The organism is Lysobacter capsici (assembly GCF_014779555.2).
Classification (GTDB): Bacteria; Pseudomonadota; Gammaproteobacteria; order Xanthomonadales; family Xanthomonadaceae; genus Lysobacter; species Lysobacter capsici.
This window is the reverse complement of record NZ_CP094357.1, coordinates 206,088-232,599: the sequence shown is the minus strand read 5'-3', so window position 1 is coordinate 232,599 and position 26,512 is coordinate 206,088. Positions and strand designations below refer to the sequence as shown.

Genomic DNA, 26,512 nt, shown 5'->3' with positions numbered 1-26,512 from the left:
ACCATGGATTTCAGTTCGTTCTCGCCGGCGCTGGTGCTGATCACGGTGGTCAGCCTCGCGCTGGCGCCGTTCGTCGCGGTGATGGTGACCTCGTTCACCAAGATCGTGGTGGTGCTCAGCCTGCTGCGCAACGCGCTCGGCCTGCAGCAGGTGCCGCCGAACGTGGTCATCAACGGTCTGGCGATCGTGCTGTCGATCTACGTGATGTATCCGGTGATCCTGGAGACCCACGACGCGATCAACGCGCGCATGAGCGGCACCACCGTGGCCGCGGCCACGCAGGGTCAGCCGCCGGGGACTGCCGCGGCGGCGACGCCGGCAACCGCGACGCCCGCGACCGCAGCCGCACCGGGCGTCGCCGCGGCGCCGGGTGCCGTGCCCGCGGCTACCGCTGCCGCCGCGGCGACGGTTCCGGGCGCGCCGGCCGCCGCGCCCGCGACGACGACGACGAACACCGCCACCGCACAATCCGCAGCACCAGCCGCCGGCGCGAAGCGCCCGGCCGCGCCGTCGGCCCTGCTGGGCGGCACCGGCAAGATGGACACCACCCGCCTGCTGCAGATGATGGACGCCGGCAAGGAGCCGTTGCGCGCCTTCCTGATCAAGCACTCCAGCGACGCCGAGCGCGCGTTCTTCCTGCGCAGCGCGCAGCGCCTGCTGCCGCCCAACGCGCGCGCCGACATCAGCGTCAACGATTTCCTGGTGGTGATCCCCGCGTTCACCGTCAGCGAACTCACCGCCGCGTTCCAGATCGGCTTCCTGATCTTCCTGCCGTTCCTGATCATCGATCTGGTGGTGTCGAACATCCTGCTGTCGCTGGGCATGATGATGCTGTCGCCGACCACCGTGTCGCTGCCGTTCAAGCTGCTGCTGTTCGTGCTGATCGGCGGCTGGGCCAAGCTGGTGCATGGCTTGGTGTTGACTTATGGCGGGTGAGGCCGGGAATCGGGAATGGAGAATCGGGAATCGTAAAAGCGGGCGTCATCGCTTTGCCGATTCACCCTCCACACCCGATGCCCCGCTTTTCCGATTCCCGATTCCCGATTCCCAATTCCCGGCAGCACGCTAATGGGCGACATGCTCGAAATGACCAAACAGGCGCTGTGGCTGACGCTGCTGCTGTCGGGCCCGCCGGTGGTCGCCGCCGCCGTGGTCGGCCTGGTCGTGGCCTTCATCCAGGCCGCGACCCAGTTGCAGGAACAGACCTTCGCCTACGCGATAAAATTCACCGTGATCGTGGTGACGCTGTTCGTGACCGCCTCGATGATCGGCGGCACCCTGTACACCTTCGCCGACCGCATCTTCCTCGATTTCCCGGGCATGGTCCGGCACTGATGCGCGGCGGTTCGCTCGCGCGGCGCGCGCGCCGATGAATTTCGATTCGGTCGGCAACATCATGCTGGCGCTGGGGCTGGTGCTGCCGCGGGTGATCGGCGCGTTCATGATGCTGCCGCTGATCACCAACGAAAACATGCCGCCGCTGGTGCGCAACAGTTTCATGGTCAGCCTGGCGATCATCGCGATCCCGGTGGCGATGAACGGCGTGCCGCTCAACGAGCTGGGCACGTTTTCGTGGGCGCCGATCATCCTCAAGGAATTGTTCATCGGCGTGTCGATCGGGTTTTGCTACGGCATGGTGTTCTGGGCGATCAGCGCCGCCGGCAACGTCATCGACACCCAGGTCGGCATGACCCTGGCGCAGGTGTTCGATCCGATCCAGGGCCATCAGGCCTCGCTGCACGGCAACTTCCTGTCGCACTTCGCCTCGTGGCTGTTCATGGCCAGCGGCGCGTTCCTGGTGTTCCTCGACCTGCTGCTGTCGAGCTATGCGATGTGGCCGGTGAACTCGTTCTTCCCGAACCTGCATCAAGCCGGCATGGAGTTGTTCGTCGGCCAGTTCAGTTACCTGATGACCGCGCTGCTGGTGCTGGCCGCGCCGGTGATGGTGGTGCTGCTTCTGATCGACCTGTCGTTCGGCCTGGTCAACCGCTTCGCGCCGCAGCTCAACGTGTTCACCATCACCATGCCGATCAAGGCGTGGCTGGCGACGTGGATCATTCTGTTGATGCTTGGGGTGTACGTGGAGATCGTGCTGGATCGCTTGGCCGGCAATCGCGGGCTGCTCGATGCCTTGAACCGGGTGTTCGGCGGCTGATCGGTCGCGCTAGCGGCGAGTCGCCTTCACGCTTCGCTTTTTTTGTCGGCCCAGTTGGCTTCGGCTTTTGCCCCCTTTGGAAAAGGGGGCGAACGGCCGCGAAGCGGACGTGGGGGATTCGCTTTTGCTTTTACTGTTCCGAGATAAAAGCGGAAGAGCAAAAGCAAATCCCCCTGGCCCCCCTTTTGCAAAGGGGGAACCCCTTCGGTTGGGGAAACTCAGATCGGGATGGTGCACCACTTCGGTTGGCGCGGCTTCGCGAGCTTAAGGAAACGACCAGCCCCGTTACTCATCACTCCAACGGCGGCGGCAACTCCGGCGCGCTGGTATCGCCGTCGCGCAGACGGCGCACGGTCTCGGCCCAGTGCAGCACCTCGGCCACGGCTTCGAAGAATTCGTTGCCGATGTAGTCGTCCAGTTCGACATGCTCGTGCAGCCCGCGCGCCAGTTGCACGTTCTGCAGGATCGGCACGCCGGCCTCGGTGGCCGCGCGCTTGATCTCTTCGGCCAGATAGCCCTCGCCCTTGGCCACCACCACCGGCAGGTCGGTGGTGCCGTGCTCGTACTGCAGGGCGATGGCGATGTGGGTGGGATTGGTCACGACGACATTGGATTGGCGGACGGCATTGAGCATGCTCTGCTGAGACCACTCCTGATGCAACTGCCGGCGCCGGCTCTTCACGTAGGGGTCGCCCTCGCTCTCCTTGACCTCCTGCTGGATGTCGCGCCGGCTCATGCGCAACTGCTTGGTGTAGGAGAACTTCTGGTACCACACGTCGATCGCCGAGACGAAGAAGAACACGAAGATCGTCCAGATCACGATCCGCACCAGCCCGTACCAGATGCCCGAGCCCATCGCCTCGGCCGGCGCGTACGGCAGCATCATCAGCTGGGCGAGCATCTTGTAGATCACGAACACGCCGATGCCGATCAGCGCCGAGCTTTTCATCACCGACTTGACCAGCTCGACCAGGTTGTCGACCGAGAACATCTTCTTGAGCCCCTCGGCGGGGTTCATCTTGTCCATGCTGGGCTTGACCTTGCCCAGGCTCAGCACCGGCCCGACCTGCAGGAACTCGATCACCACGCCCAGGAACACCGCCATCCCCAACAGCGGCAACGACAGCCACAGCAGCGTGTCGAACGCGGCCCCGCCGACCTCGCGCAGGGCGTCGCCGAAGGGCTGGTTGATCGCCTTGAGGCTGGTGTCGAACAACAGGATCATCTTGGCGCGCATGAAGTCGAGCATCATCCAGCCGCACACCACCCAGCCGAGCATCAGCACGGTGCTGGTCAGCTCCTTGCTCTTGGCGACGTTGCCTTCCTTGCGCGCGTCGCGGATCTTTTTCTGGGTAGGCGGCTCGGTCTTGTCGGCGCCCTGGTCCTTCGCCATGCGCGGCCCTTGCAGCGAGGGGAGAACGAGGCTAGCACGCGTCGCGCAAGGCGGAAGTGGCGAGTGTCAGCAAACCGCGGGCCGCGCGCGGCGGGGTATCCTCAGGCCGTCCCGGCCGCGAATCGCGCCGCCCTGGCCGCTTGCCGTGAAGCGGGACATGAACCACCCCCGGCCCACCTAGGGTCACCCCGAGTTGGCCGAGTCACCCCCCGGCGCTACATTCCTTCCATCCCCCCGACTTCACCCGTGACCCGCCCCGCATGAGCAGCATCGGCCCCGACTCGCGCATCGACCGCACCGGCTTGGACAGCCAGGCCGCGCTCGAAGCCCTGCGCGGGCGCGAGACGACGCCGGGCCAGCCGATCCAGCAGGCCTCGCAAGTCGCCGAAGCGGTTCAGGCCTATGCCCCGCCCGCGGTCGATGCGGGCGAGACCGTGCTCAACGCCGATGCCTGGCGCGACGTGCCCGCCGGCGAGCGCCTGCTCTCGGGCGACAGCGGCCTGGAGCGCGAACTCGGCTCGATGGACCTGTCCGCCGCCGCCGATCGCGGCGCCGACGCGGTGCTGGATTCGCTGACCGCCTGAGTCCGGCGCGGCACCCGTCTCATCCGCGCGAACGCCCCCTGCACGCTATCGATCCGCTCGCCTGCGCTAGGCTAGCCGTCATCGCCGCCACCCGCGTTGTTCCGTGAACGATACCGCTCCCTCCGCCGAAGCCCTGCGCGCCGGTGCCGATCGCCTGATCTCGGCGCTGGCCGCGCACAGCGACCCCGAGTACCGCCTGACCGTGCTCAAGCGGGTCGTGCGTCGCCTCGGCGAGGACCGCTATCCCTTGTTCATCCGCCTGCTCGGCGTGGTCGCCGAAAGCGACGACGCGCGCGCCCAGCGCCTGCTGGCCGACACCTTCGGTACCGCGCTGCGGCGCATGGACCTGCCCGGCGGCGCGCTGAGTTCCTGGGGCGCGACCCGCCTGCCCGACGCGAGCGGGCCGGTCGCGGTCAGCGCATTGTCCGGGCATTTCTTCGGCGCCACGCCGCGGCGGCTGCTCGGCCCGGTCGAGTACCTGACGGTGTGGCATCTGCAACGCACCCAGCGCACCGCATTGGGCGCGGCGACCTTCCGCAGCGCCTTGTCGCATCTGGTCGCGTTGCTCAACCGCAGCGAAGATGCGCGCACGCTGTACCCGCAAAAGCTCGCCGCCGATGCGCAGAACGAACTCGAGGGCGCCTACACCCGCGCCACCCGCGAACGCCTCGCCGCGATCGCCGCCGCCTGGCGCGACGGCAAATCGCCCGACGCGGTCGCGCAGGCGGCGCTGGATACCGACGATGCGCCGCATCCCAGCGGTTGGGTGGTGCGCGATCTTTGAGGCGAATCGGCGCGGTGTGTAAGCGGCGTGAATTATCGATATCCATGATGGCGCTGGATACCGAGGATGCGTTGCATCCCTACGCTTGAGTGGTGCATGACCCTTGAAGCGAATGGCTCGGCGTGTAAGCGGCGCGCTTTATCGATACCGATGTTCACGATCGCGATACCCATGAATCATTGACGCATCGCTCGCATCGACATGATCCAGCGATGCGAGCACGTTGAGCGAACGAAGGCGCAGCCCGAGCCATCGATCACCCGCGCCGGCCCCGTCGCAACACCGCCACCGAAACGCCTGCGACACTCGGCCACATCCGCCGATCCCGCGCCGATGCTGCAATGCCGCTTTCCGCATCGACGAGGTGGCTCGTGCCCGACCGCCCCACCGCTCTCGCCCCCCGGCCGCGTTCGTTCGCGCGCCGGCGCCTGCTGGCCGGCCTCGCCGCCGCGACCGTGCTGTCGGCCTGCGGCGGCCGCAAGCCGCTGTCCCTGCACGGCATCGACCTGAGCGGACGCGACTTCGGCAAGGACTTCCGCCTGCTCGATCCCGACGGACGCGAACGCACGCTCGCCGATTTTCGCGGCCAGCTGGTGTTGCTGTTCTTCGGCTTCACCCTGTGTCCCGATGTCTGCCCGACCGCGCTGACCCGCGCGGTGCAGATCCGCAAACTGCTCGGTCGCGATGCCGAACGCCTGCAGGTGCTGTTCGTCACCCTCGATCCGGAACGCGATACGCCGCCGGTGCTGCGCGCCTACACCCAGGCCTTCGACCCCAGTTTCCTCGGCCTGACCGCCAGCCCCGAGCGCATCGCGCAGACCGCCAAGGCCTTCCACGTGATCTACGCCAAGGTGCCGACCGGATCGACCTACACCGTCGACCATTCCGCGCTGAGCTACGTCTACGACGCCGACGGCGTGCTGCGCCTGGCCCTGCGCCACGAACAGAGCGCGCCCGACTGCGTGCACGACCTCCGCCAACTTCTGTGAGCCCGCCTATGACGATGAGCCAACCGATCGCCGCGTTGATCCTGTCGCTGGCCCTGGCCGGCGTCGCCCACGCGCAAGTCGCGGTGGACGCGCCGTGGGTGCGCGCGAGCGTGCCGCAGCAGACCGCCACCGGCGCCTTCATGCGCCTGACCGCGAGTCGCGACCTGCGCCTGATCGGCGCGCGTTCGGACGTCGCCCAGAACACCGAAGTGCACGAGATGGCGATGCAGGGCCAGATGATGCGCATGCGCGAAGTGGCCGCCGTGCCGCTGCCGCGCGGGCAGGCGGTCGCGCTCGCGCCCGGCGGCTACCACGTGATGCTGATCGGCCTGAAGCGGCCGCTGAGCGCGGGCGAGCAGGTGACGCTGACCTTGGTATTCGAAGACGCGGGCGGCAAACGCAGCGAACAGACCGTGCAGGCGCCGGTACGGCCGCTGGGCGCGGGCGCGCCGTAGTCGTCGAGTTCGCCGTCGTTGCGACGGTCACTACTTGTAGGAGCGGCGCAAGCCGCGACCGCGAATCCGCAACCACGGCGCAGACTGCTACTAGGTAATCGTGGCAATCGCCTTCGGCCGGCGGCGATGCAACCGGCTGCATGGCGGTCGCGGCTCGCGCCGCTCCTACAGGTAGCCTCCGTGGCAACGACGGATCGGGTGGGTTGCGCGACGGCAAGGCGCGACACCGTCGACTTACGAACCGATCGAAACGCACTCCGTTCGTTGTGGCCGATTGCCGTCAAATCGAAACAGATCTTCGCCGACCCTCGTTGCGACGATCGCTACCTGTAGGAGCGGCGCAAGCCGCGACCGCGAATCCGCGACCACGGCGCAAGCTGCTACCGGGCAATCGTGGCAATCGCCTTCGGCCGGCGGCGACGCAACCGGCTGCATGGCGGTCGCGGCTTGCGCCGCTCCTACAGGTAGCCTCCGTCGCGACGACGCATCGGGTGAGTTGCGCAGCGACTAGCGAGCAACCGCGCAAGACGGGCGACTTACAGACCGATCGAACTGCGCTCCGGCCCCGGCCGCTTGCCGAGCTTGCGCTGCAGCGAACGCCGATGCATGCCGAGCAATCGCGCGGTCGCCGAGATGTTGCCGCCGGTGTCGTTGAGCGCCTGCTGGATGTGCTCCCACTCCAGCCGCCGCAGCGGCGTCATCGTGTCGGGCGCGATCGGCAGGGCCGATCCGTCGTGCGGCTCCAGGCCCAGCGCGGCGAGGATGGCGGCGACGCTGGCCGGCTTGGGCAGGTAGTCGTCGGCGCCGCGCTTGATCGCGTCGACCGCGGTGGCGACGCTGGCGTAGCCGGTGACCAGCACGATGCGCATGTCGGCGCGCAACTCGCGCAATGGACGGATCAGTTGCAGGCCCGATTCCGCGCCGAGCTTGAGGTCGATCAGGGCGAACCCCGGCGGCTGCGCGAGGGCGAGGTCCAGGGCCTGGCGCACGTCGGCGGCGGTGCGGGCCTCGATCCCGCGCCGCGCCAGGCTGCGCTGCAAGGTCGCGGCGTAGGCCGCGTCGTCGTCGACGATCAAACCGCTGGCGGTCGCGCCGCCGAGAACGGGTCGGGCAAAGATCGATGCGTTCATGCGCGGCATCCTAAACCCGCGGGCGCGCGGCGGCACTGCGGCAAACTGCCCCAGGACAAAGTGTCCAAGGGTGTGGTTGGCGTGGGCCCTCACCCCGGCCCTCTCCCGCAAGCGGGAGAGGGGGAGGATGCGCGGTGGTTCGGCGATGCGCGGGTGATGCGCTTGCCGAATTATTGGCGCGCGTTGCTGGCGCTGGTTACTGCCGTTTGCAGTCCACCACCTGCTCCGCATCGGTTCCGTACGCGACCTCATGCAGGGTGATCGACGTGCCCTTCGACGCCTGCAGACCGAACGGCACGATCAGCTTGCCCATGTCCGCGCCGGCCGCGCGCACGCACTTGAGCGGCACGCCGATGCGCTGCCATTGCCCACGCGGCAAGCCGCGCAGGATCTCGCCGAACGGCAGCTTGGCTTCGCACTTGGGCCCGCACGCGGCGAGCAGGTTGGCGTCGCCGGCGCCGACCGCATCGACCTTCAGGGTGATCAACAACTGCACATCGCCATTGGTCTCGCGTATCAGTTCCAGCGGCGCATCGGCGACCCATTCGACCTTGGCGTCGCCCTTCCAATCGACCCGCCACGCGTCTTCCTGCGCCTTGTAGTCGACCGCCGACACCGCGATCGCGCCGTCCGCGGACGCCAGCGGCGGTTTGATCGCCTGCGCCGGCTTGCCTTGGGAATCCACCCGCAGGTTCCAGCCGCGCGGCAACGCGCCACGGCCGAGGAACTGCATCGCGCGCTGGTCGATATCGGCCGTGCCCGGGTCTTCCGGCAATACGCCGACCTTCGCGTCCTTGGCGTAGGTCAGGCCATAGCCGAACGCGAACTGCGGCGAGTAGTCCTTGTCGCCGACGTTCGCCACCTGCACCGCGGTGCGCGGCCACGAGTACGACAGCTTGCCCTTGAAGTCGTGGGCGATACCGCCGCGATCGTTGCGCAGCAGCACATCGGCGATGCCGGCGCCTTCCGAACCGGGCAACCACGCGGCGACGAACGCATCGGAGGCGTTGATCTCGCGATTGACCCACAACGGCCGCCCCGACAACAACACGCTCACCACGGGAATGCCGTCGGCCTTGAGCCGCTTGATCGTCTCCAGCTCGGGATTGCGCGTGGGACGGAACGCGAGCGTGCGCAGATCGCCCTGGAATTCGGCGTACGGGTCTTCGCCGTAGACATAGATCGCGACGTCGGGCCTGTCCTTGTACTTGCCGTCCACCGCCAGTTCGGCGTGGCCGCCGGCGGCTTCGATCTGTTCGCGCAGGCCGGTCCAGATCGATTGCGCATTGGGGAAATCCGATGGCTTGAGCCCCGTGCCCTGCCAGTTCAAGGTCCAGCCGCCCGATTGCTTGGCGATGTTGTCGGCGCCGTCGCCGAGCACCAGCACGCGCTCTTTGGGCGAAATCGGCAGCACGCGATTGTCGTTCTTGAGCAGCACCAGCGACTCGCGCACCGCCTGACGCGCGATCGCGCGATGCTCGGGACTGCCGAGCAGTTCGAACTTGCCGCCGAGCGGGCGCTTGGACGGCGCGCCCGCCTCGAACAGGCCCAGCCGCAGCTTGACCCGCAGGATCCGGGTCACCGCGTCGTCGAGCCGGGCCATGCTGATCTCGCCGCTCTTTACCTGCTTGAGCGCGTTGTCGTAATAGCCTCGCCAGCTGTCGGGCGCCATCAGCATGTCGACGCCGGCATTGAACGCGGCCGCGCAATTTTCGTTGCTGCATCCGTCGAGCTGGCCGTGCGCGTTCCAGTCGCCGATCACGAAGCCGTCGAAGCCCATGCGCTGTTTGAGCACGCCGGTCAGCAGATCGGCGTTGCCGTGCATCTTGCGGCCCTGCCAGCTCGAGAACGAGGCCATCACCGTCTGCGCGCCGGCCTTCAACGCCGGCGGATAACCGGCGCCATGCACGTCGCGCAGCTCGTTTTCGCCGATCTTCGCATCGCCCTGATCGCGGCCTTCGAAGGTGCCGCCGTCGGCGAGGAAGTGCTTGGCCGAGGCGATCACGTGCGAGCCGTCGAGGAACTGCTTCGTGCCGACCTTGCCTTGCAGGCCCTCGATCGCGGCGGCCGCATAACTGGCGACCACCCGCGGATCTTCCGAATAGCCTTCATACGTGCGGCCCCAGCGATCGTCGCGCGGCACGGTCAGGGTCGGCGCGAAGGTCCACTCCATGCCGGTGCTGCGCACCTCGGCCGCGGTCGCCGCGCCGATGCGGCGGATCAACTCGGGGTTGCGGGTCGCGCCCAGGCCGACGTTATGCGGGAACAAGGTCGCGCCGATCAGGTTGTTGTGACCATGCACCGCGTCGATGCCGAAGATGATCGGGATCGCGACCTTGCCGTCGCTGTCGTCCATCGAGGCGTTGTAGAACTTGTCGGCGATGTCCAGCCATTCCTGCGGCGCGGCGGCGTAGTTGCCGCCCGGCTCGGAGATGCCGCCGGGTTCGGAATTGCCGCCGGCCAGCACCGAGCCGATGTGGTACTTGCGCACATCCTCGGGCGTGGCGCTGTTGATGTCGGCCTGCACGATCTGGCCGACCTTCTCCTCCACGCTCATCTTCGCCAGCAGCGCGGCGATCCGCGCTTCCAGCCGGGCGTCGCGCGGAATCGGCGCCTTCAGCGCCGGCCAGTGGGCCGGGTCGATCGTCGCCGCGTCGGCCTTGACCCCGTCGGCGGCCGCCACCGGCCCGCACAGCAAGGCCAGGGCCAGGCATCCGGACAGCCGCCGGCGCGCCGGCCAGCGGCTTTGGATCGATGGAACGACAGCGGACGCGTGGCCGCGGGTGGATGCCTTCATGCAGTGCTCCTGGTGACCGTAATGACGATATGCGCGCGACGCCGATGCGGCGTTGCGCGATGGATGGCAGTATTGGCCGCGCGATCTGGCAAAATACGCAGAACACGCGACAAGGGAAACGACCGGCTATGCGGGTTCGCATCGAGGATGTGGCGGAAGCGGCGGGCGTGTCGATGAAGACCGTCTCGCGCGTGCTCAATCAGGAACCCAACGTCAGCGAGGACACGCGCAAGCGCGTGGAAGCCGCGGCGCGCAAGCTCCAGTACCGGCCCAACCCATCCGCGCGCAGCCTCGCCGGCCAGCGCTCGTACCTGGTCGCCTTGCTCTACGACAACCCGTCGAGCAACTACCTGATGGAAGTGCAGGCCGGCATGCTCGACGCCTGCATCGCGCACCACTACAACCTGATGCTCGCGCCGGTGACCTACGGCGAGCGCAAGTTCGTGAGCCATGTCGACGAGGTCATCCAGCACTCGCGCGCCGACGGCCTGGTGCTGACGCCGCCGCTGACCGATCACCCGGGATTGATGAAGCGGCTCGGCCAGCTCGGCATTCCCTACGCCAACATCTCGCCCAAGCTGCGCGGCGGCCGCATCGGCGTGGTGCTCGACGAAGAGCGCGCGGTGCGCGAGATGATGGCGCACCTGGTGTCGCTGGGTCATCGCCGCATCGCCCACATCAAGGGCCATCCCGAGCACGGCGCCAGCCAGTGGCGCTTGAACGGCTACCGCGACGGACTGGCCGCGGCCGGGATCGAATACGACCCCAGCCTGGTGATCGAAGGCGACTTCCACTACGACACCGGCGCGATCTGCGCCCAGCGCCTGTTGCTGATGGACAACCCGCCGACCGCGATCTTCGCCGCCAACGACGACATGGCCGCCGGCACCATCCGCACCGCCAGCGAAATGGGCTTGTCGATTCCCGGCGACATATCGGTGTGCGGATTCGACGACACGCCGATCTCGCGCCAGATCTATCCGCCGCTGACCACGGTGCGCCAGCCGACCCGCGAAATGGGGCGCCTGGCCACGCACGAGCTGTTCAAGCGGATCAAGGCGCCCGACGGCGGCCAGATGATCACCGCCGGTTACGAATTGCAGCTGCGCCAGTCGACCGGCCCGATCGGCAAGGGCCGCGCTTCGCGCCGACGCTGAGGCGTCGCGTCGGCGAAACGCGCGGGTGACGGACAAGCATCGCGCGGGCGCGGCGCGCCGGGACGCGAGCCGCGTGGACGCAGCTGTCCGCGCCGCCGAGGTCACCAGAACAGCGCGTACAGCGCGATCAGGATCGCCAGTACGCCGACCGCGGCGATATTGAACGACGGCGAGGTCGCGAAGCTCACCCCGTCGCCCTGGATGCGGTCGCGGCCGGCGCCAGACGGCGTCGCCAGCGACACGATCACCGCCAGCGCGGCCGCCAGCAGGAACACCACGCCGACGCGATTGACGAACGGCAGCTCCGGCCAGGCGAACTTCAGCGCCAGCGACAACAGGAACGAACCCAGCGCCGCGGCCAAGGCGCCGGCTTCGTTGGCGCGCTTCCAGAACAGGCCGAGCACGAAGATCACCACGATGCCCGGGGTGAAGAAGCCGGTGTATTCCTGGATGTACTGGAAGCCCTGATCGAAACCGCCGATCAACGGCCGCGCGGTCACGATCGCGATGGCGATCGACACCGCCGCGGCGATGCGGCCGATCCGCACCAGCTGCTTCTCGCTCGCCTGCGGTTTGTACTTGGCGTAGAAATCCAGGGTGAAGATGGTCGCGACCGAATTGATCTTCGACGCGAGCGAAGCGACGATCGCCGCGACCAGCGCGGCGAACACCAGGCCGAGCACGCCGCTGGGCAACAGCGACATCATCGCCGGATATGCGTCGTCGGAACGTTGCAGGCCCGGCGCCAGCATCAGCGCGGCGATGCCCGGCAGCACCACGATGATCGGCAGGATGATCTTGAGCCCGGCCGCGAACACGATGCCCTTCTGCGCCTCGCGCAGATCCTTGGCCGCGAGCGCGCGCTGGATGATGTACTGGTTGAAACCCCAGTAGCTCACGTGCATCACCCACAGGCCGCCGAGCAGCACGCCGATGCCGGGCAGGTCCTTGTAGTGCGGATTGTCCGGCGACAGGATCATCTTGAAGTGATCCGGATGGGTCGCCATGAGCTTGTTGAAACCGGCCAGCACGCCGGCGCCGTCGCCGATCTTGCTCAAGGTCAGGCCGGCGACCATGAGCCCGCCGAGCACCAGCAGCGCGACCTGCACGATATCGGTCAACGCCACCGCCTTGAGCCCTCCGTACAGCTGATAGGCGAGCGCGAACAATCCGAGCAGCGCCAGCGCGAGCATCTGGTCCATGCCGGTGACCTGCGCGACCGCGAGCGAACCCAGCCACACGATCGAGGTCAGGTTCACGAACACGTACAGGCCGAGCCAGAACACCGCCATCAAGGTGCGGATGCGGTTGCCGTAACGCTCCTGCAGAAACTGCGGCATGGTGTAGATGCCGTTGCGCAGGAAGATCGGCAGGAAGAACTTGCCGACCACCAACAGCGTGGCCGCCGCCATCCATTCATAGGACGCGATCGCCAGCCCCAGCGCATAGCCCGAACCCGACATGCCGATGATCTGTTCGGCCGAGATGTTGGCCGCGATCAACGACGCGCCGATCGCCCACCACGGCAGCGACTTGCTGGCGAGAAAATAGTCCTTGGCGGTTTTCTCGTGACCGGCCTTTTCGCGCGAAACCCATTGCGCGAGAGCGAACACGCCGGCGAGGTAGACCAGGACGATGAGGGTGTCGAGCAAGGGAAGTTTCATGGAACTCCGCGGGGTGTGGGCGGTGTTGTGGGGTGTTTCGGTGCTTGGCGTATGTGGATTTTTTCGCCGCTTGTATTACGTGGCTTTTTGCTTACCGGCTGTCACTTCGCATCTCCCAGGACGCGGCTGGTTCGGCGCGACGTCGCCATCGTCACCGCAACCATCGTCGTCGCCGCCACTGTGACAAGGCAACGCCGATCCGGCTTTCACAAGATCCGCCACGCAGAACGACAACATCAACAACACCCCCCCCGCCACCCCGACCCGCGCACCGTGGGGGCGTGCGCGAATCGGAGCGGCGAAGACGGACGCCCGCGGGCGGCGAGCAGACAGTTCGGCGGACCGCGCGGCGCGGATCGCGAAACTCACGCTCGAACCGCGGACGCGGGCTTGCCTGGATACCTTCATCGAAACGTCCCCTCCCCGGGGTCGGCCTGCAGACCGACGTGTTGTCAGGCTTGAGAGCGACCCCAGACCGAAGCATGCGCGGCGCGGCCGGCCGTCATGCGGGAAGCTTGTAGCGCGGCTATGACAGCGCTGTCAACCGAAAGACACCAATGCGGCAATGCAGCATGACGGGGCGAAACAATCGCTTGCGCGACGCGGCAGCGACCCGAGTGCTGGCGGAGCGTGACGCCAATCACGCGCGATGCGCGTTCATGCGCGTGCGGTGCGTTTTAACGCGTTGCAAGCGCCGGTGCCCGCGGCGAAAAGTCGGGCGTCGATGAGCGCGACGGGACCTCGTCATCGTCGTCGCATCGGCTGGATTCACCGTGCGCGATGGCGCAATGCATCAAGGGATTGCGCGAGCGCGAATCGTATACGCGGGCGCGACAGCGCCATGCGGCGAGACTCGCGACAACGCCGGCAACCGATGCGACATGCGCGACATACAAAGAACCCCGGCCGAAGCCGGGGTTCTGAGTGCTCCACGCGAGCATGGACCGTGCTTACGGAACCGCGTCGGTGGCCTTGTCCGCGTTGAGGATGCCCGAGCCGATCACCGGGTTCTGCACGACCGGGAACGGCGTTATGTTCGCCGGCGCCTTGATGATGGTTTCGATCTGCGCCGGGGTCAGGGCAGCGCCGCCGGGCTTGGACTTCATCAGCGCGACCACGCCGGCCACGAACGGCGCCGCCATCGAGGTGCCGCTGTAGTTCGCATAGGTCGGCGAACCGGTCGTGGTGCTGCCGCTGTTGAGCGTCGACAGGATGCTCTGGCCCGGCGCGGCCAGATCCACCGACGCTCCCCAGTTGGAGAAGCTCGCGCGCACGCCGGCCGAGGTGGTGGCGCCGACGTTGATGACGTTGGCGCAGCTGGCCGGCTGGAAGTTGGCCGCGTTGGCGTTGCTGTTGCCGGCCGCGACCACCACGGTCACGCCGCGCGACACCGCGCCGTTGATCGCGGTCTGGAAGGTCGAGCTGCACGCGCCGCTGCCGCCCAGGCTCATGTTGATGACGGTGGCCTTGTTCGCGCCGACCGCCGGCACGCCGCTGACCGTGCCGCCCGACGCCCAGGTGATGCCGTCGGCGATATCGGCCAGGCTGCCGCCGCACTTGCCGAGCACGCGCACGCTCAACACCTTGGACTTGAACGCGGTGCCGGCGACGCCGACCGCGTTGTTGGTCACCGCCGCGGCGATGCCGGTCACGTGGGTGCCGTGCCAGCTCGACGGATTCGGGCTGCAGAAATCGCCCGGATCGGTCGGGTTGTTGTCGCGGCCGTTGCCGTCGGCGGCGGCGGTGACGTTGGTGATGAAGTCGTAACCGAGCGGCGAGGTCAGATTCGCGGCCAGATCCGGATGGCTGGTGATGCCGGTGTCGACCACCGCGATGATCGTGCCCTGCCCCTGATAGGTGTTGTCCCAGGCGGTGTTGGCGCGAATGCCCCAGGTGCCGCCCAGGCCGTACTGCGAGGGATAGCTGGGATCGTTCGGCGTCAACGCGACGGTGAACCACGAATTGGGTTCGATGTAGTCCACGTCCGGATTCGATGCGATCTGCTGCATCAGCGTGGTCGCGGCGACCACGTCGAGCGGCCGGTTGACTTCGATCAGTTCGCCGCCGGTCGCGACCGGGCGCACGTGCTTGATGCTCAGGTCCTTCTGACCGAGCGTGCGCACGGCGGTATCGAGCTGGCGCTGCAGGTCCAGACTCTTGGGCGTGCCCGACTTGTAGGCGACGATGAAACCGGCCACCGGCCGGTCGGGATCGAGACTGCTGAGATTGACGCGATCGGCGGCGAACGCCGGCGCGGCGGCGAGCACGGCGACAGTGGCGAGCGCGAGCAGGTGCGGGCGAGGCTTGAGTTGCGAGGTCATTGCGAAACTCCCGTGAGGTTTCGTTGGCCGCGGGTTGCGGCGGAACCGTCCTGGTCCCCATCTCGCGATAGAGCTCGATGACTGTCTTACGCGAGTGCGTCCGGACGTGTCGGCGGACAGCGCTATGTCCGCGTTACGCAGCCTAGAGAGGAATATTTATTCGACAACGGATAAACCGTTATTCGTCACAAGCGATTCGTTGATGCGGGTCATGGATTGCACTTCGTTTTATTCGGCGTGTGCATTGACTGCGCCTCTTTCGTATGAACGCACTCGCCATCTTCGCCGCGCGCGACACGGATCGATGCTTCGCATCGATAAAACTAACTGCGACGGCGGGTGTGAAATGCGCGGACCGCGCGATCGCGCACGCGATCGCCGATGCAACCGATAGTGGCGCGGCAATCGCGCGCGGCATCGATCGGGGCGTTCGACGCCTCGAGCATCGATATGCCGTTTGCGATTGCAATTCGCTTCCGCATGCGTCGATGCGCCTGCATCGCGGCCCGTGCTCGACGGCCGCCGCGGCCCGGAGTAAGGTCGGCGGCGAGCGCATCGCCGCGGCCGGGCGAACCCGTTGGTTCGCCGCCTTATCGAGTCCAGTCATGAACGCCGCAGTCCAACCGCTCCAGCCCTCGCGGGCGGGCAGGCCTTTGTCTGCCCAAGATAACGAGCCTGTCGGCGAGCTTGATGCCCAGCTCGCCAAGCTGGATACCGAGCATCCGCTGCCCGCGGCCATGGGCCATTGCCTGCTGGTCCACGGCTTTCTCGACGCCGAGGAATGCGCGGCGCTGATCGACGATGCCGAGGCGCGCGGCTTCGTCGGCGCCGGCAGCGATTACCCGCCGTCGTACCGCAATAACGATCGCCAGGTGCTCGACGACGATGCGCTCGCGCGGCGTCTGTTCGAACGCCTGCGCGCGTACGCGCCCGAGCGGCTGGTCGATGCCGACGGCGCGGGCTGGCGTCTGCACGCGCTCAACGAGCGCCTGCGCCTGTGCCGCTATCGGCCGGGTCAGCGCTTCAACATCCATCAGGACGGCGTGCATCATCGCGGCGCCGATGAGCGCACCCGCCTGACCTTCATGATCTATCTGACCGACGGCGATGCCTTCGACGGCGGCGATACCGTGTTCTACGCGCAGGGGTCGCAAGGTGGCATCGACGACGCGCCGCCGGTGGTCGCGCGCGTGCGGCCGCGCGCCGGCCTGCTGATCGTATTCGATCATGCGCTGTGGCATGCCGGCGAAGCGGTGACGCGCGGGGTCAAGCACATCCTGCGCAGCGATCTGTTGTACCGGCGCGAGACGCCGGCGCCGCTCGCTGCGCCGGCCGCGTTCTCGCCGGGACATGAGGGCTATGTGTGGAGCCTGGCGCGGCTGCGCGACGGCCGCATCGTCAGCAGCGGGCGCGACGCGGCGATCCGGCTGTGGTCGCCCGAGGGCGTGCCGCAGGCGCGTCTGCTGGGGCATCGGCAATCGGTGCTGGGCGTGTGCGAAGTCGGTCGCGATCGATTGGCGTCGGTGTCGCGCGACCACTGCCTGCGCTGGTGGGATCTGCGCAGCGGCGAATGCGTTCGCGAAGTCGTCGCGCACGATGCGGCGGTGTTGTCGCTGCTAAGACTTGACGACGGGCGCCTCGCCAGCGGCGGCGCCGACGCGCGGATCGCGTTGTGGTCGCAAGACGGTGAGCCTGTCGGCGAGCTGCATGGGCATCGCGGCTGGGTGTGGTCGTTGTGCAGGCTCGATGCGCATCGTTTGCTCAGCGCGTCGGAAGACGGCGAGTTGCGGTTGTGGGATGCGCAGTCTCGGAACTGTCTGGACCTGTGGAGCGGAGCGACGCCGCTGCGCAGCGTCGATGCGCGGCTCCATCCGGCATCGGCCGGATCGCATTGCATCGCGATCGGCGACATCGACGGGCGGCTGCGCTTGTTCGAGCTGCATGGCGATCGCTTCGTCGCGCTCCGCGACTGGCAGGCGCACGATGCGGCAGTGCGGCGGGTGCGCTGGCTCGGCGACGGACGTCTGGTCAGCTGCGGCGAGGACGGACGCGTGCGGCTGTGGTCGCTCGAACACGACGGGGCGATGGCTGAGCGCCGGCATGCGAACTTTGCGACCGATGCGATCGAACTCGCCGACGGGCGGCTGCTCAGTTGCGGCTATGACGGCGAGTTGCGGTTCGATGCGATGGGTTGAGGGAAGTTCGCGGCTGCGTTGCGGCTTGCCGGCTTCCCGCATTCCCTCACCCCAACCCCTCTCCCGCACGCGGGAGAGGGGCTTTGATGCGGCATGCGTGACTTATCTCGCGGCGATCAGTTTTCGTACGCCGTCTCGCCATGCGTGGTGATGTCCAGACCTTCGCGTTCGGCTTCCTCCGGCACGCGCAGGCCGACCACCAGCTTCACCAGCGCGAACGCGATCACCGACACCACGCCCGACCAGACCACGGTGATGCCGATGCCCAGCGCCTGCACGCCGACCTGCGCGGCGATGGTGTCGTTGCCCGCGCCCAGGCCGAAGCCGCCCAGCGACGGCGAACTGAACACACCGGTCAGCAGCGCGCCGATGATGCCGCCCAGGCCATGCACGCCGAACACGTCGAGCGCATCGTCCGCGCGCAGCAGACGCTTGAGCCCGTGCACGCCCCACACGCACACCGCGCCGGCGATCGCGCCGATCGCGATCGCGCCGAACGGACCGACCGTGCCGCAAGCCGGAGTGATCGCAACGAGACCAGCGACCACGCCCGACGCGCCGCCGAGCATCGACGGCTTGCCCTTGATCACCTTCTCGACCAGGCTCCACGCCAACGCCGCGGCCGCGGTCGCCAGCAAGGTGTTGAGGAAGGCCAGCGCCGCGCCCGCGGTCGCTTCCAAGTTGGAGCCGGCGTTGAAGCCGAACCAGCCCACCCACAGCAGCGACGCGCCGATCATGGTGAAGGTGACGTTGTGCGGCTTGATCGCTTCGCGCCCGTAACCCACGCGCTTGCCGACGAAGTAGGCGCCGACCAGACCGGCGACACCGGCGTTGATATGCACCACCGTGCCGCCGGCGAAATCGATCGCGCCTTTGGCGAACAGGAAGCCGTCCGGCCCGTACCAGACCATGTGCGCGATCGGCAGGTAGGCGAAGGTGAACCACAGCGCCGAGAACAGCAGCACCGCCGAGAACTTGATGCGCTCGGCGAAGGCGCCGACGATCAGCGCGCCGGTGATGCCGGCGAAGGTCGACTGGAAGGCGATGAACACGTACTCGGGCAGCGACACTCCGGCGCTGAACGTCGCCGCCAGCGATTCCTTGTTGACGCCCTTGAGGAACAGTTTGTCGAGATTGCCGATGAAGGCGTTGCCGCCGTTGAACGCCAGCGAATAACCGTAGACCACCCACAGCAATACCAGCAGCGAGAACACCGCCAGCACCTGCATCAGCACCGACAGCACGTTCTTGGAGCGCACCAGGCCGCCGTAGAACAAGGCCAGGCCGGGAACGGTCATCAACAGCACCAGCAACGTCGAGGTCAGCATCCAGGCCACGTCGCCCTTGTCGACGACGGGCTTGGCCGCTTCGGCGGCGGCCGCGGCCTCCTGCGCATGCGCCGGGCCCAGCGCCAGCAACGCAGCGAACGGCAGCGCGCTCCAGGCCAGGGTTCGCAACGCCCGCTCGCGCGAGCGGGGGTCGAGCATCGTTTCGTATTTCATGTCGTCTCTCGCAGGCGTGGAGTCAAAGGGCGTCGTCGTCGAGTTCGCCGGTGCGGATGCGCACCGTGTTCTCGACCGGCAGGACGATGATCTTTCCGTCGCCGACCTTGCCGGTGCGCGCGGCGTTCTGGATCGCCTCCAGCGCCGCGTCGAGCAGGCTGTCGGGCACGGCGCATTCGATCTTCAGCTTGGGCAGGAAATCGACGACGTATTCGGCGCCGCGGTACAGCTCGGTGTGGCCCTTCTGGCGGCCGAAGCCCTTGACTTCGGTGACGGTGATGCCCGAGACGCCGACTTCGGTCAGCGCCTCGCGTACCTCGTCGAGCTTGAACGGGCGGATGATCGCAATGATCAGTTTCATCTCGCAGCTCCGTGATGGGTGATGGGTGAATACGGTTTAGGAGCCGGCGCGGTCAGAACGCCTTGCTCAGCGTCAAGGTGAAGGCGTCGTCGGCCAGGAAGTTGTTGTGGGCGTTGGTGTACAGCGCTTCTTCGGCGTCGGTGCCGCTGTAGGCGGCCGCGATCGAGAACCCGCTTTCGAAGCTCTTGGTCACGCCGAGCTTCCAGTCGGTGTATTCGAAATCCTCGTTGTGCTCGATCCACTGCTTGCCGCCGTGCAGGTTGAGCGTCCAGGTCGGCTGGAAGGTCCAGTTGAGGTTGGCGTCGAGGTAGCCGCTGCCGTCGGAATCGGCGTAGCCGAACAAGTCGGTGACCGCGTACGAGTACTTCAGTCCGACCGACACCGTGTCGCTGGGCGCGAGCGTGCCGCCCAGGTAGATCTCAGTGGTGTTGGGGCTGTTGAAGCCGCCGGGGTAGTCGCCCGGGTAGTAATAGGTCAGCACGCCGACGTCGTAGGAGAAAATCTCGCCGGCCTTGCCGCGATAGCCCAGATAGGCGTCGAGTTCCAGGCTGCTGGAGATGTCGTCGCCGACGACGACCGTGTCAGACAGCCAGCTGATGTTGCTTCCCCAAGCGCCGACGTAGAAACCGCTGTCGTGCGCGTATTCGATACCGCCTTGCAGAGCAACCTCTTGGTTGGTCTGCGAGACCCCGCGGAAGAGGTAGTCCGAAGTCAGGCTGATCGAGCCGGTGGTGCCGGCTTGCGCGTTGCCGGCCGCGATGGCGGACAGCGCGAGCGCGGCGACGAGCGCGGCCTTGAGTCCGATGACGCTCAGGCCCGCGGATTCGGCATGTGCGCGTGTCGTCGCGTAAGCGACGGTGCGGACGGTTTCAGTCTTGAGATGAGACGACATGACGCAGGCTCCTCATAAGCGGTGGCCCCTCCCCGGTCATTGCTGCTTGGTGCGCGGTTATCGCGGAGCGCTTCGATGTCGCTCTCGCTGTTTTTCGGAAACAAGCCGCCCCGCGGCGGGCTTGGCCCGTCGTTCGAGTCCTCGTGGTTGTGGGTGGAAACAAAAACGGCCCGAGGCGTGCGCCGCGGGCCGTGCTGAGTTACAACGCCTTGCTCATGAACACGCTGTTGGGATCGTCGCGATAGTCGGCGAAGGGCCCGCAGTAGTCGAAGCCGTAACGCGCGTACAAGCTGCGCGCCGGCTCGAATCCCTCCATCGAGCCGGTTTCCAGACTCAGCCGCCGGTATCTGCGCCGGCCGGCTTCGCCCAATAGATGTTCGAGCAACGCCGCGGCCACGCCGCGACGGCGATGCGCGGTGGCGGTGCGCATCGACTTGATTTCCCCATGCTCGGCGTCGAGCTGCTTGAGCGCGCCGCAGCCGAGCAGATCGTCCTCGTCCCAAGCGCTCCAGAAGCTGACATCCGGGCGCTTGAGGCCGTCCAGGTCGAGCGCGTGGACGCTTTCCGGCGGCGACAGTTCGGCCATGCCCCGCAGGTGTTCGCGCAGCAGCGCGATCACTTGCGGATGGTCGAGTTCGCCGGAACGGATATGCATCGAACGCTGCTCTCCTGTTGCAGGACGACGCGATGGGCGGGTGTCGCCCATCGCGCGGTCGCGGCCGCTTTAGACGGCGTAGTACATCTGGTATTCGAGCGGGTGGGTCGCCGCGCGGAACTTGGTCACTTCCTGCATCTTCAGCGCGATGTAGCCGTCGATGAAGTCGTCGGTGAACACGCCGCCGGCCTTGAGGAACTCGCGGTCCTTGTCCAGCGCTTCCAGGGCCTGGTCGAGCGAATGGCAGACGGTCGGAATGCCCTTCTCTTCTTCCGGCGGCAGGTCGTAGAGATCCTTGTCGCTCGGCGCGCCCGGATCGATCTGATTCTTGATGCCGTCCAGGCCGGCCATCATCAGCGCGGCGAAGGTCAGGTAGCCCGACTGGATCGGATCGGGGAAGCGCATTTCGATGCGGCGCGCCTTCGGGTTGGCCACGTACGGAATGCGGCAGCTCGCCGAACGGTTGCGCGCCGAGTACGCCAGCATCACCGGCGCCTCGAAGCCCGGCACCAGGCGCTTGTAGCTGTTGGTGCCCGAGTTGGTGAACGCGTTGATCGCGCGCGCGTGCTTGAACACGCCGCCGATGTACCAAAGCGCCAGCTGCGACAGGCCGCCGTAGCCGTCGCCGGAGAACAGGTTGACCCCGCCCTTGGCGAAGGACTGGTGCACGTGCATGCCGCTGCCGTTGTCGCCGACGATCGGCTTGGGCATGAAGGTCGCGGTCTTGCCGTTGCGGTGGGCGACGTTCTTGATGATGTACTTCATCGTCAACAGCTCGTCGGCCTTGGCGACCAGCGAGTTGAACTTGGTGCCGATCTCGCACTGGCCGGCGTTGGCGACTTCGTGGTGATGCACTTCGACTTCGATGCCGACCTGCTCGAGGGTCTTGCACATCTCGGCGCGGATGTCGTGCAGCGAATCGAGCGGGGCAACCGGGAAATAGCCGCCCTTCACGCCCGGACGGTAGCCGCTGTTGCCGCCTTCGTATTCCTTGCCCGAGTTCCACGCGGCTTCTTCGGAATCGACATGGAAGAAGGTGTGTCCCATGTCATTGGCGTAACGCACCGAGTCGAAGATGAAGAACTCGGGCTCCGGACCGAAGAAGGCCTGGTCGGCGACGCCGCTGGACTTCAGATAGGCCTCGGCGCGCTTGGCGACGCCGCGCGGATCGCGCGTGTAGGCCTGCATGGTGGCCGGGTCGAGGATGTCGCAGGTCAGCACGATCGTCGGATCGGCGGTGAACGGATCCAGGTACGCGGTCGACGGGTCGGGCAGCAGGATCATGTCCGACTCGTTGATGCCCTTCCAGCCGCTGATCGAGGAGCCGTCGAACATCTTGCCGTCTTCGAACAGCGCCGGCTCGACGATCGACTTGGGGAAGGTCACGTGGTGCTGGACGCCACGCATGTCGGTGAAACGCAGATCGATGAATTCGACCTTGTGGTCCTTGACGAGCTTTTCGACGTGTTCGAGGGACATGGTTGTTCCGGTATTGGGGAGTCGGGAAGGGGGATTCGTGCAACGCGAGGGCATTGGAGCCGCCTGCCGTTATTGAATGCAAACTGCGTGCCAAGTTTTATCGACCCTTAAGCGCCTGATTTATATGAGGCAAAGCTGTGACGCGGCGCAGCAATGATCCATATTGGTGCACGACAAATTCATTTAGCACCAATTTTGACCAACATCATTTCGGCTATCCTGCCCGCCGACTCGCCCTCGCCGCGGCGAATCCCGACTCCCGAATCTCGAATCCCGGCCCCCAATGACCGACCTGCTAGCCGCCCTGCTCCTGGGCATCATCGAAGGCATCACCGAATTCCTGCCGATCTCCAGCACCGGCCACCTGCTGATCGCCCAGCACTGGCTCGGCGCCCGCTCGGACCTGTTCAACATCTCGATCCAGGCCGGCGCGATCCTCGCGGTGGTGGTGATCTACTGGAAGCGCCTGTGGGGGCTGGCGACCGGTTTCACCCAGCGCGACAACCTCGACTACCTGCTCAAGCTCGGCCTGGCCTTCGGGCTCACCGCGGTGCTCGGCATCGCGGTCAAGAAGGCCGGCTTCACCTTGCCCGACCACGTCACCCCGATCGCCTGGGCACTGGTGCTGGGCGGTGTGTGGATGGTCGCGGCCGAGCACTTCGCGGCCAAGCGCGCCGCCGCCCTGGGCGAGCGCAGCCAGATCACCTGGACCGTGGCGGCGCTGGTCGGCATCGCCCAGGTCGTGGCCGGCGTATTCCCGGGCACCTCGCGCTCGGCCGCGACGATCTTCATCGCCTTGCTCGCCGGCACCACCAGCCGCGCGGCGGCGACCGAGTTCGCGTTCCTGGTCGGCATCCCGACCATGTTCGCGGCCAGCGGCTATGAGCTGATGCACGTGATCGGCACGCCGGCCGCGGCCAACGAAGACTGGAGCGCGCTGGCGGTGGCCTTTATCGCCTCGGCGGTGACCGCCTTCATCGCGGTGAAGTGGCTGTTGCGGTATATCCAGAGCCATCGTTTCACCGCGTTCGCGGTGTATCGCGTCGCGTTCGGCGCGGCGCTGTTGCTGCTGATGCCGTCGGGCAGTTGAGTACGACGCCTTCGATCCACGCACCGGAACCGCATCGATGAACGAACAAGACCGTCTCGCCGAACAGCAGTTGCTCGAGTACGTGCAGTTGTCCGGCGCCGAACGTTACGCCGCGTTCCTGGAATCGGTCGCGCGCACCGGCAAGTTCTGGGTCGCGGTGTCGGGCGAATTCGTGCTGACCTTGTTCGACGAAGACGGCCAGGAACTGTTGCCGGCCTGGCCGTCGGCGGCGACCGCGCGCGCCTCGCTGGTACGCGCGCCGCAGTTGCAGGCCTACGCGCCGGCCGAGCGCGAGCTGAGCGCGTGGCGCGATCGCGCCGCCGCGTCGATGCGCGAGGCCGGCGTGGTGGTCGGCGTGTTTCCGAACGAGCGCATGCACAGCGCCGCGGTCGATGTCGCGCAGTTGCTCGCGCATCTGGACGATGTGCTGGCCGATGAGGGCGAGCTCGACGGCGAAGACGACGACGCAGCGGCCGAACCGGGCCCGGATGCGGGACTGGATCTGGAACGCGCGCAGCGGGAACTGGCGCAGAAATTCGCCAAGCCGCGCGAGCCGTGACCTGCGTCGACACCGCGACGCGCGCCGCATCGCACATCAATCTCGCGCTGGCTCGCGGCTGAATGCGTTCGACCCCATCGCTCGTTCCGGTACGTTGATCCAGTCTTCGCAACGCAGCACGGATCATCCTCGCTCATGACCACCTCGCGCCTTTCCCCTCGCCGTCCGGCCGCCCTGTGGGCCGCCGCCGCTCTCTCGACCGCGCTGCTCGCCGCCTGCGCCGCGCCGTCGCACAACCGCGATGCCACCACCAAGGACAGCGCCATGCCCAGCGAACCGGCCGCGCCCGCCGCCACCGCCTCGAACGGTTCGATCGACCTGGGCGGCTATCGCTGGACCGTGGAAACCGCGACCGACAAAGCCGGCAAGCCGATCGCGGTGCTGCAGCGCGAAGGCAAGTACGCGCTTACGCTGAGCTTCGTCAAGGATCGCCTCGGCGTGTCGGGCGGCTGCAATCACGTCGGCGCGCAGTACGCGATCAAGGGCGCGCAGCTCGAGGTGAAGGAATTCCAGACCACGCTGATGGCCTGCCAGGACCCGCGCCTGATGCAGATGGACGCGGCGATCTCGGAGCAGTTGCAAGGCCGCAACACTTTCGCTATCGAAGGCGATGCCTCGCAGCCGCGTCTGCGCCTGACCACCGCCGCGGGCGGCAGCTTGAACCTCAGCGGCGAAGCGACCGCGGAAACCCGCTACGGCGGCGCTGGCGCGACCGTGTTCCTGGAAGTCGACGCGCAACGCCGCGCCTGCCCGCATCCGTTGATCCGCGATCACCAGTGCCTGTGGGTGCGCGAGCGCAGCTACGACGCCAACGGCGTGGCGCTCAAGCCCAGCGACGAGTGGCATTTCCTGTACCAGGACATCGAGGGTTACAAGCACGAAGCCGGCATACGCAACGTCGTGCGGGTGAAGAAGTTCCAGGTCAAGAATCCGCCGGCCGACGCGCCGTCGGTGGCGTATGTGCTGGACATGGTGGTCGAGAGCGAGATGGTGCCGGCGCCCTGATCGGCCCCGCTGACGATTTGACGATACGGCGCGCGATGCCTGGGCCCCGCAGGCTCAGGCATCGTTCCAAGGCACCCATTCGATGCTGTCCACACGATCGTGCTTGAAGCGCAAGGTCACCGCGTCCTCAGTGGACGCGGGTGCATGACGTTCAACTCTTTTTGACCACCATGGTCCCGGCCAGACTGTCGTGCCAGCCGGTGCGGCGTTCGCCGGAGAACAGCAGCGAGAACGGTTCGAACGGAATGAACCGGCACAGCGAGCGGATCATCGCCTGACCCGGGCCGGGCGGATCGCCGTTTTCGTCGACCACGCGGGTGCCGGTGGCGAGTTTGCCCAGGGTGACGCCGAACGCGCCTTCCATGATCGTGTAGTACGCGATGGTCGCGCCGATGCTGAGGAACATATAGGCGATCGGATCGCGCGGGACTGCGTGGAGCAGGCCCAGCACGAAGCCGTAGACGAAACCGAACACCAGCGAATCGATGAGGTAGTTGAGAAAGCGCAGGCCGAGCCCGGCCGGCTCCAGCTCGACCTCGTGGACGACCGACGAGCCCGGCGCCGCGTACGGATCGACGCTGCGCGGGACCACCTGGTAAGGGTTGTGGTTGTCGTTCAAGCGTCGCTCTCCTTGCTGTACGCGGGTCGGTTTACGCGGCGGGGATGGCTCGGGAAGCCAACCGACGCCCCTCGGCGAATGGCCGGTCTTCGCTCCATGCAGACAGCGTTATACGCGCAAAACCGGCGACGTCGAAGGGGCCTTGGCGGCAATCAGACCGGCTGCGTGCCGCCACCGACACGCGGTGGCACACACCACTTAGCGGATGCGCACAACCAGGGTCTTGGGCAGGCGATCGTGCCAGCCGGAGACGCGGTCCTCGCGCGAGAACAGCAGCGAGAACGCTTCGAACGGGATCAGCCGCGCGAAAGTGCGGCCGAGCACCTGACCCCAGCTCGGCGGACGGCCCTGTTCGTCGACCACGCGGGTGCCGGTGACCAATTTGCCCAGGGTGACGCCGAACATGCCTTCCAACGGCACGTAATACACCAGGATCATCGTCACGCTGATCAGCACGTTGCGTAGCGGATTGGGTTCCTGCAGCGCGGTCACCACGGCCTCGCCGCCGATGCCGACGTAGACCAGCATCGCCGCGAACATGATCGCGTAGCAGGCCAGGGTGTCGATCAGGTAGTGGATGAAGCGCTGCCCACGGCTGGCGGTGACCAAACGGGCGACGCGTTCGGCCCGACGCACTTCGGCCTGTGGCGCGTGATAAGGGTTCTGGTTGTCGTCCATTGCGCCGGTTCCTCGTCGATGGCGTCGATTCTAATCCAGCGCCTCATC

Annotated in this window: 24 protein-coding genes; 12 read left to right on the top strand and 12 right to left on the bottom strand. The window is 66.8% G+C overall.

Translation table 11 applies throughout. From position 1 onward, the window contains the following. The first annotated feature begins 3 nt into the window (after positions 1–3). From IEQ11_RS25850 to sctT, 3 genes are all read left to right on the top strand, one after another. Positions 4–936: an EscR/YscR/HrcR family type III secretion system export apparatus protein gene (locus tag IEQ11_RS25850; protein ID WP_281439901.1), complete on the top strand. Its 933-nt coding sequence runs from the start codon at positions 4–6 to the stop codon at positions 934–936. A 141-nt stretch (positions 937–1,077) separates the two neighbouring features. Further along, a complete protein-coding gene (gene sctS, locus IEQ11_RS00950) occupies positions 1,078–1,335 on the top strand; it encodes a type III secretion system export apparatus subunit SctS (RefSeq protein WP_269769273.1) in 258 nt (85 codons plus the stop codon). Positions 1,336–1,369: 34 nt separating this feature from the next. After that, on the top strand, positions 1,370–2,155 hold the full coding sequence (gene sctT / locus IEQ11_RS00945) for a type III secretion system export apparatus subunit SctT (protein ID WP_036113385.1): 786 nt from the start codon (positions 1,370–1,372) through the stop codon (positions 2,153–2,155). Between the two features lie 292 nt (positions 2,156–2,447). Here sctT and sctU read toward each other — a convergent pair whose 3' ends face one another. Further along, entirely contained in the window at positions 2,448–3,548 is a 1,101-nt protein-coding gene (gene sctU / locus IEQ11_RS00940) for a type III secretion system export apparatus subunit SctU (RefSeq protein WP_036113382.1), read from the bottom strand. Positions 3,549–3,808: 260 nt separating this feature from the next. Here sctU and IEQ11_RS00935 point away from each other — a divergent pair, with 260 nt between their 5' ends. The 4 genes from IEQ11_RS00935 (at position 3,809) to IEQ11_RS00920 (ending at position 6,360) form a co-directional block, all read left to right on the top strand. Continuing rightward, positions 3,809–4,132 carry a hypothetical protein gene (locus IEQ11_RS00935; protein WP_036113379.1) on the top strand — a complete coding sequence of 108 codons (324 nt, stop codon included), beginning with the start codon at positions 3,809–3,811 and terminating at the stop codon, positions 4,130–4,132. 103 nt (positions 4,133–4,235) lie between these two features. Continuing rightward, positions 4,236–4,916, top strand: coding sequence for a hypothetical protein (locus IEQ11_RS00930; RefSeq protein ID WP_046658655.1), 681 nt, complete (start codon positions 4,236–4,238; stop codon positions 4,914–4,916). Positions 4,917–5,287: 371 nt separating this feature from the next. Further along, complete coding sequence (locus IEQ11_RS00925) at positions 5,288–5,905, top strand: SCO family protein (RefSeq protein WP_247024689.1); 618 nt, start codon at positions 5,288–5,290, stop codon at positions 5,903–5,905. A 14-nt stretch (positions 5,906–5,919) separates the two neighbouring features. Continuing rightward, positions 5,920–6,360 (top strand): copper chaperone PCu(A)C, encoded by a 441-nt coding sequence (locus IEQ11_RS00920; protein WP_228464920.1) that lies wholly within the window; start codon positions 5,920–5,922, stop codon positions 6,358–6,360. 536 nt (positions 6,361–6,896) lie between these two features. On the opposite strand, the gene IEQ11_RS00915 is transcribed toward IEQ11_RS00920, so the two are convergent. Both IEQ11_RS00915 and IEQ11_RS00910 read right to left on the bottom strand, forming a co-directional pair. Continuing rightward, entirely contained in the window at positions 6,897–7,490 is a 594-nt protein-coding gene (locus IEQ11_RS00915; RefSeq protein ID WP_228464918.1) for a response regulator transcription factor, read from the bottom strand. A 196-nt stretch (positions 7,491–7,686) separates the two neighbouring features. Continuing rightward, complete coding sequence (locus IEQ11_RS00910; protein ID WP_191823031.1) at positions 7,687–10,287, bottom strand: glycoside hydrolase family 3 protein; 2,601 nt, start codon at positions 10,285–10,287, stop codon at positions 7,687–7,689. A gap of 128 nt (positions 10,288–10,415) precedes the next feature. Between IEQ11_RS00910 and IEQ11_RS00905 the strand changes: the two genes are divergently transcribed. Next, positions 10,416–11,444 (top strand): LacI family DNA-binding transcriptional regulator, encoded by a 1,029-nt coding sequence (locus tag IEQ11_RS00905; protein ID WP_036113371.1) that lies wholly within the window; start codon positions 10,416–10,418, stop codon positions 11,442–11,444. Positions 11,445–11,545: 101 nt separating this feature from the next. On the opposite strand, the gene IEQ11_RS00900 is transcribed toward IEQ11_RS00905, so the two are convergent. Continuing rightward, positions 11,546–13,108: a sodium/sugar symporter gene (locus IEQ11_RS00900; protein WP_046658652.1), complete on the bottom strand. Its 1,563-nt coding sequence runs from the start codon at positions 13,106–13,108 to the stop codon at positions 11,546–11,548. A 950-nt stretch (positions 13,109–14,058) separates the two neighbouring features. After that, the gene (locus IEQ11_RS00895) at positions 14,059–15,429 is read right to left on the bottom strand and encodes a S8 family peptidase (protein ID WP_191823030.1); all 1,371 of its coding nucleotides are present in this window, start codon (positions 15,427–15,429) and stop codon (positions 14,059–14,061) included. A gap of 263 nt (positions 15,430–15,692) precedes the next feature. Here IEQ11_RS00895 and IEQ11_RS00890 point away from each other — a divergent pair, with 263 nt between their 5' ends. Next, the gene (locus IEQ11_RS00890) at positions 15,693–17,624 is read left to right on the top strand and encodes a 2OG-Fe(II) oxygenase (protein WP_247024687.1); all 1,932 of its coding nucleotides are present in this window, start codon (positions 15,693–15,695) and stop codon (positions 17,622–17,624) included. A gap of 116 nt (positions 17,625–17,740) precedes the next feature. On the opposite strand, the gene IEQ11_RS00885 is transcribed toward IEQ11_RS00890, so the two are convergent. From IEQ11_RS00885 to glnA, 5 genes are all read right to left on the bottom strand, one after another. Beyond that, entirely contained in the window at positions 17,741–19,111 is a 1,371-nt protein-coding gene (locus IEQ11_RS00885) for an ammonium transporter (protein ID WP_222837773.1), read from the bottom strand. A 37-nt stretch (positions 19,112–19,148) separates the two neighbouring features. Further along, positions 19,149–19,487, bottom strand: a complete 339-nt coding sequence (locus tag IEQ11_RS00880) for a P-II family nitrogen regulator (protein ID WP_036113360.1) — start codon at positions 19,485–19,487, stop codon at positions 19,149–19,151. Between the two features lie 52 nt (positions 19,488–19,539). Then, positions 19,540–20,379 (bottom strand): TorF family putative porin, encoded by an 840-nt coding sequence (locus tag IEQ11_RS00875; RefSeq protein WP_191823028.1) that lies wholly within the window; start codon positions 20,377–20,379, stop codon positions 19,540–19,542. 199 nt (positions 20,380–20,578) lie between these two features. Then, positions 20,579–21,034 (bottom strand): GNAT family N-acetyltransferase, encoded by a 456-nt coding sequence (locus IEQ11_RS00870; protein WP_096411631.1) that lies wholly within the window; start codon positions 21,032–21,034, stop codon positions 20,579–20,581. Positions 21,035–21,103: 69 nt separating this feature from the next. Continuing rightward, positions 21,104–22,513, bottom strand: coding sequence for a type I glutamate--ammonia ligase (gene glnA, locus IEQ11_RS00865; RefSeq protein ID WP_036113357.1), 1,410 nt, complete (start codon positions 22,511–22,513; stop codon positions 21,104–21,106). Positions 22,514–22,796: 283 nt separating this feature from the next. Between glnA and IEQ11_RS00860 the strand changes: the two genes are divergently transcribed. From IEQ11_RS00860 to IEQ11_RS00850, 3 genes are all read left to right on the top strand, one after another. Further along, positions 22,797–23,603 (top strand): undecaprenyl-diphosphate phosphatase, encoded by an 807-nt coding sequence (locus tag IEQ11_RS00860; RefSeq protein ID WP_191823027.1) that lies wholly within the window; start codon positions 22,797–22,799, stop codon positions 23,601–23,603. Between the two features lie 37 nt (positions 23,604–23,640). Next, a complete protein-coding gene (locus IEQ11_RS00855; RefSeq protein WP_096411628.1) occupies positions 23,641–24,162 on the top strand; it encodes a DUF2750 domain-containing protein in 522 nt (173 codons plus the stop codon). A 135-nt stretch (positions 24,163–24,297) separates the two neighbouring features. Further along, the gene (locus IEQ11_RS00850) at positions 24,298–25,167 is read left to right on the top strand and encodes an META and DUF4377 domain-containing protein (RefSeq protein ID WP_191823026.1); all 870 of its coding nucleotides are present in this window, start codon (positions 24,298–24,300) and stop codon (positions 25,165–25,167) included. A 151-nt stretch (positions 25,168–25,318) separates the two neighbouring features. On the opposite strand, the gene IEQ11_RS00845 is transcribed toward IEQ11_RS00850, so the two are convergent. Both IEQ11_RS00845 and IEQ11_RS00840 read right to left on the bottom strand, forming a co-directional pair. Next, entirely contained in the window at positions 25,319–25,786 is a 468-nt protein-coding gene (locus IEQ11_RS00845) for an RDD family protein (RefSeq protein ID WP_157753730.1), read from the bottom strand. A gap of 198 nt (positions 25,787–25,984) precedes the next feature. Beyond that, positions 25,985–26,464 carry an RDD family protein gene (locus IEQ11_RS00840; protein WP_191823025.1) on the bottom strand — a complete coding sequence of 160 codons (480 nt, stop codon included), beginning with the start codon at positions 26,462–26,464 and terminating at the stop codon, positions 25,985–25,987. Between the last annotated feature and the right edge of the window lie 48 nt (positions 26,465–26,512).

What these genes read in the sequence shown, in the direction of transcription:
- IEQ11_RS00860 (WP_191823027.1), top strand. Translation starts at nt 22,797, where the DNA reads ATGACCGACCTGCTAGCCGCCCTGCTCCTGGGCATCATCGAAGGCATC.
- IEQ11_RS00890 (WP_247024687.1), top strand. Translation starts at nt 15,693, where the DNA reads ATGAACGCACTCGCCATCTTCGCCGCGCGCGACACGGATCGATGCTTC.
- IEQ11_RS00915 (WP_228464918.1), bottom strand. Translation starts at nt 7,490, where the DNA reads ATGAACGCATCGATCTTTGCCCGACCCGTTCTCGGCGGCGCGACCGCC.
- IEQ11_RS00880 (WP_036113360.1), bottom strand. Translation starts at nt 19,487, where the DNA reads ATGAAACTGATCATTGCGATCATCCGCCCGTTCAAGCTCGACGAGGTA.
- IEQ11_RS00900 (WP_046658652.1), bottom strand. Translation starts at nt 13,108, where the DNA reads ATGAAACTTCCCTTGCTCGACACCCTCATCGTCCTGGTCTACCTCGCC.
- IEQ11_RS00850 (WP_191823026.1), top strand. Translation starts at nt 24,298, where the DNA reads ATGACCACCTCGCGCCTTTCCCCTCGCCGTCCGGCCGCCCTGTGGGCC.
- IEQ11_RS00855 (WP_096411628.1), top strand. Translation starts at nt 23,641, where the DNA reads ATGAACGAACAAGACCGTCTCGCCGAACAGCAGTTGCTCGAGTACGTG.
- IEQ11_RS00870 (WP_096411631.1), bottom strand. Translation starts at nt 21,034, where the DNA reads ATGCATATCCGTTCCGGCGAACTCGACCATCCGCAAGTGATCGCGCTG.
- glnA (WP_036113357.1), bottom strand. Translation starts at nt 22,513, where the DNA reads ATGTCCCTCGAACACGTCGAAAAGCTCGTCAAGGACCACAAGGTCGAA.
- IEQ11_RS00840 (WP_191823025.1), bottom strand. Translation starts at nt 26,464, where the DNA reads ATGGACGACAACCAGAACCCTTATCACGCGCCACAGGCCGAAGTGCGT.
- IEQ11_RS00875 (WP_191823028.1), bottom strand. Translation starts at nt 20,379, where the DNA reads ATGTCGTCTCATCTCAAGACTGAAACCGTCCGCACCGTCGCTTACGCG.
- sctS (WP_269769273.1), top strand. Translation starts at nt 1,078, where the DNA reads ATGCTCGAAATGACCAAACAGGCGCTGTGGCTGACGCTGCTGCTGTCG.
- sctU (WP_036113382.1), bottom strand. Translation starts at nt 3,548, where the DNA reads ATGGCGAAGGACCAGGGCGCCGACAAGACCGAGCCGCCTACCCAGAAA.
- IEQ11_RS00920 (WP_228464920.1), top strand. Translation starts at nt 5,920, where the DNA reads ATGAGCCAACCGATCGCCGCGTTGATCCTGTCGCTGGCCCTGGCCGGC.
- IEQ11_RS00895 (WP_191823030.1), bottom strand. Translation starts at nt 15,429, where the DNA reads ATGACCTCGCAACTCAAGCCTCGCCCGCACCTGCTCGCGCTCGCCACT.
- IEQ11_RS00885 (WP_222837773.1), bottom strand. Translation starts at nt 19,111, where the DNA reads ATGCTCGACCCCCGCTCGCGCGAGCGGGCGTTGCGAACCCTGGCCTGG.
- sctT (WP_036113385.1), top strand. Translation starts at nt 1,370, where the DNA reads ATGAATTTCGATTCGGTCGGCAACATCATGCTGGCGCTGGGGCTGGTG.
- IEQ11_RS00935 (WP_036113379.1), top strand. Translation starts at nt 3,809, where the DNA reads ATGAGCAGCATCGGCCCCGACTCGCGCATCGACCGCACCGGCTTGGAC.
- IEQ11_RS00910 (WP_191823031.1), bottom strand. Translation starts at nt 10,287, where the DNA reads ATGAAGGCATCCACCCGCGGCCACGCGTCCGCTGTCGTTCCATCGATC.
- IEQ11_RS00905 (WP_036113371.1), top strand. Translation starts at nt 10,416, where the DNA reads ATGCGGGTTCGCATCGAGGATGTGGCGGAAGCGGCGGGCGTGTCGATG.
- IEQ11_RS25850 (WP_281439901.1), top strand. Translation starts at nt 4, where the DNA reads ATGGATTTCAGTTCGTTCTCGCCGGCGCTGGTGCTGATCACGGTGGTC.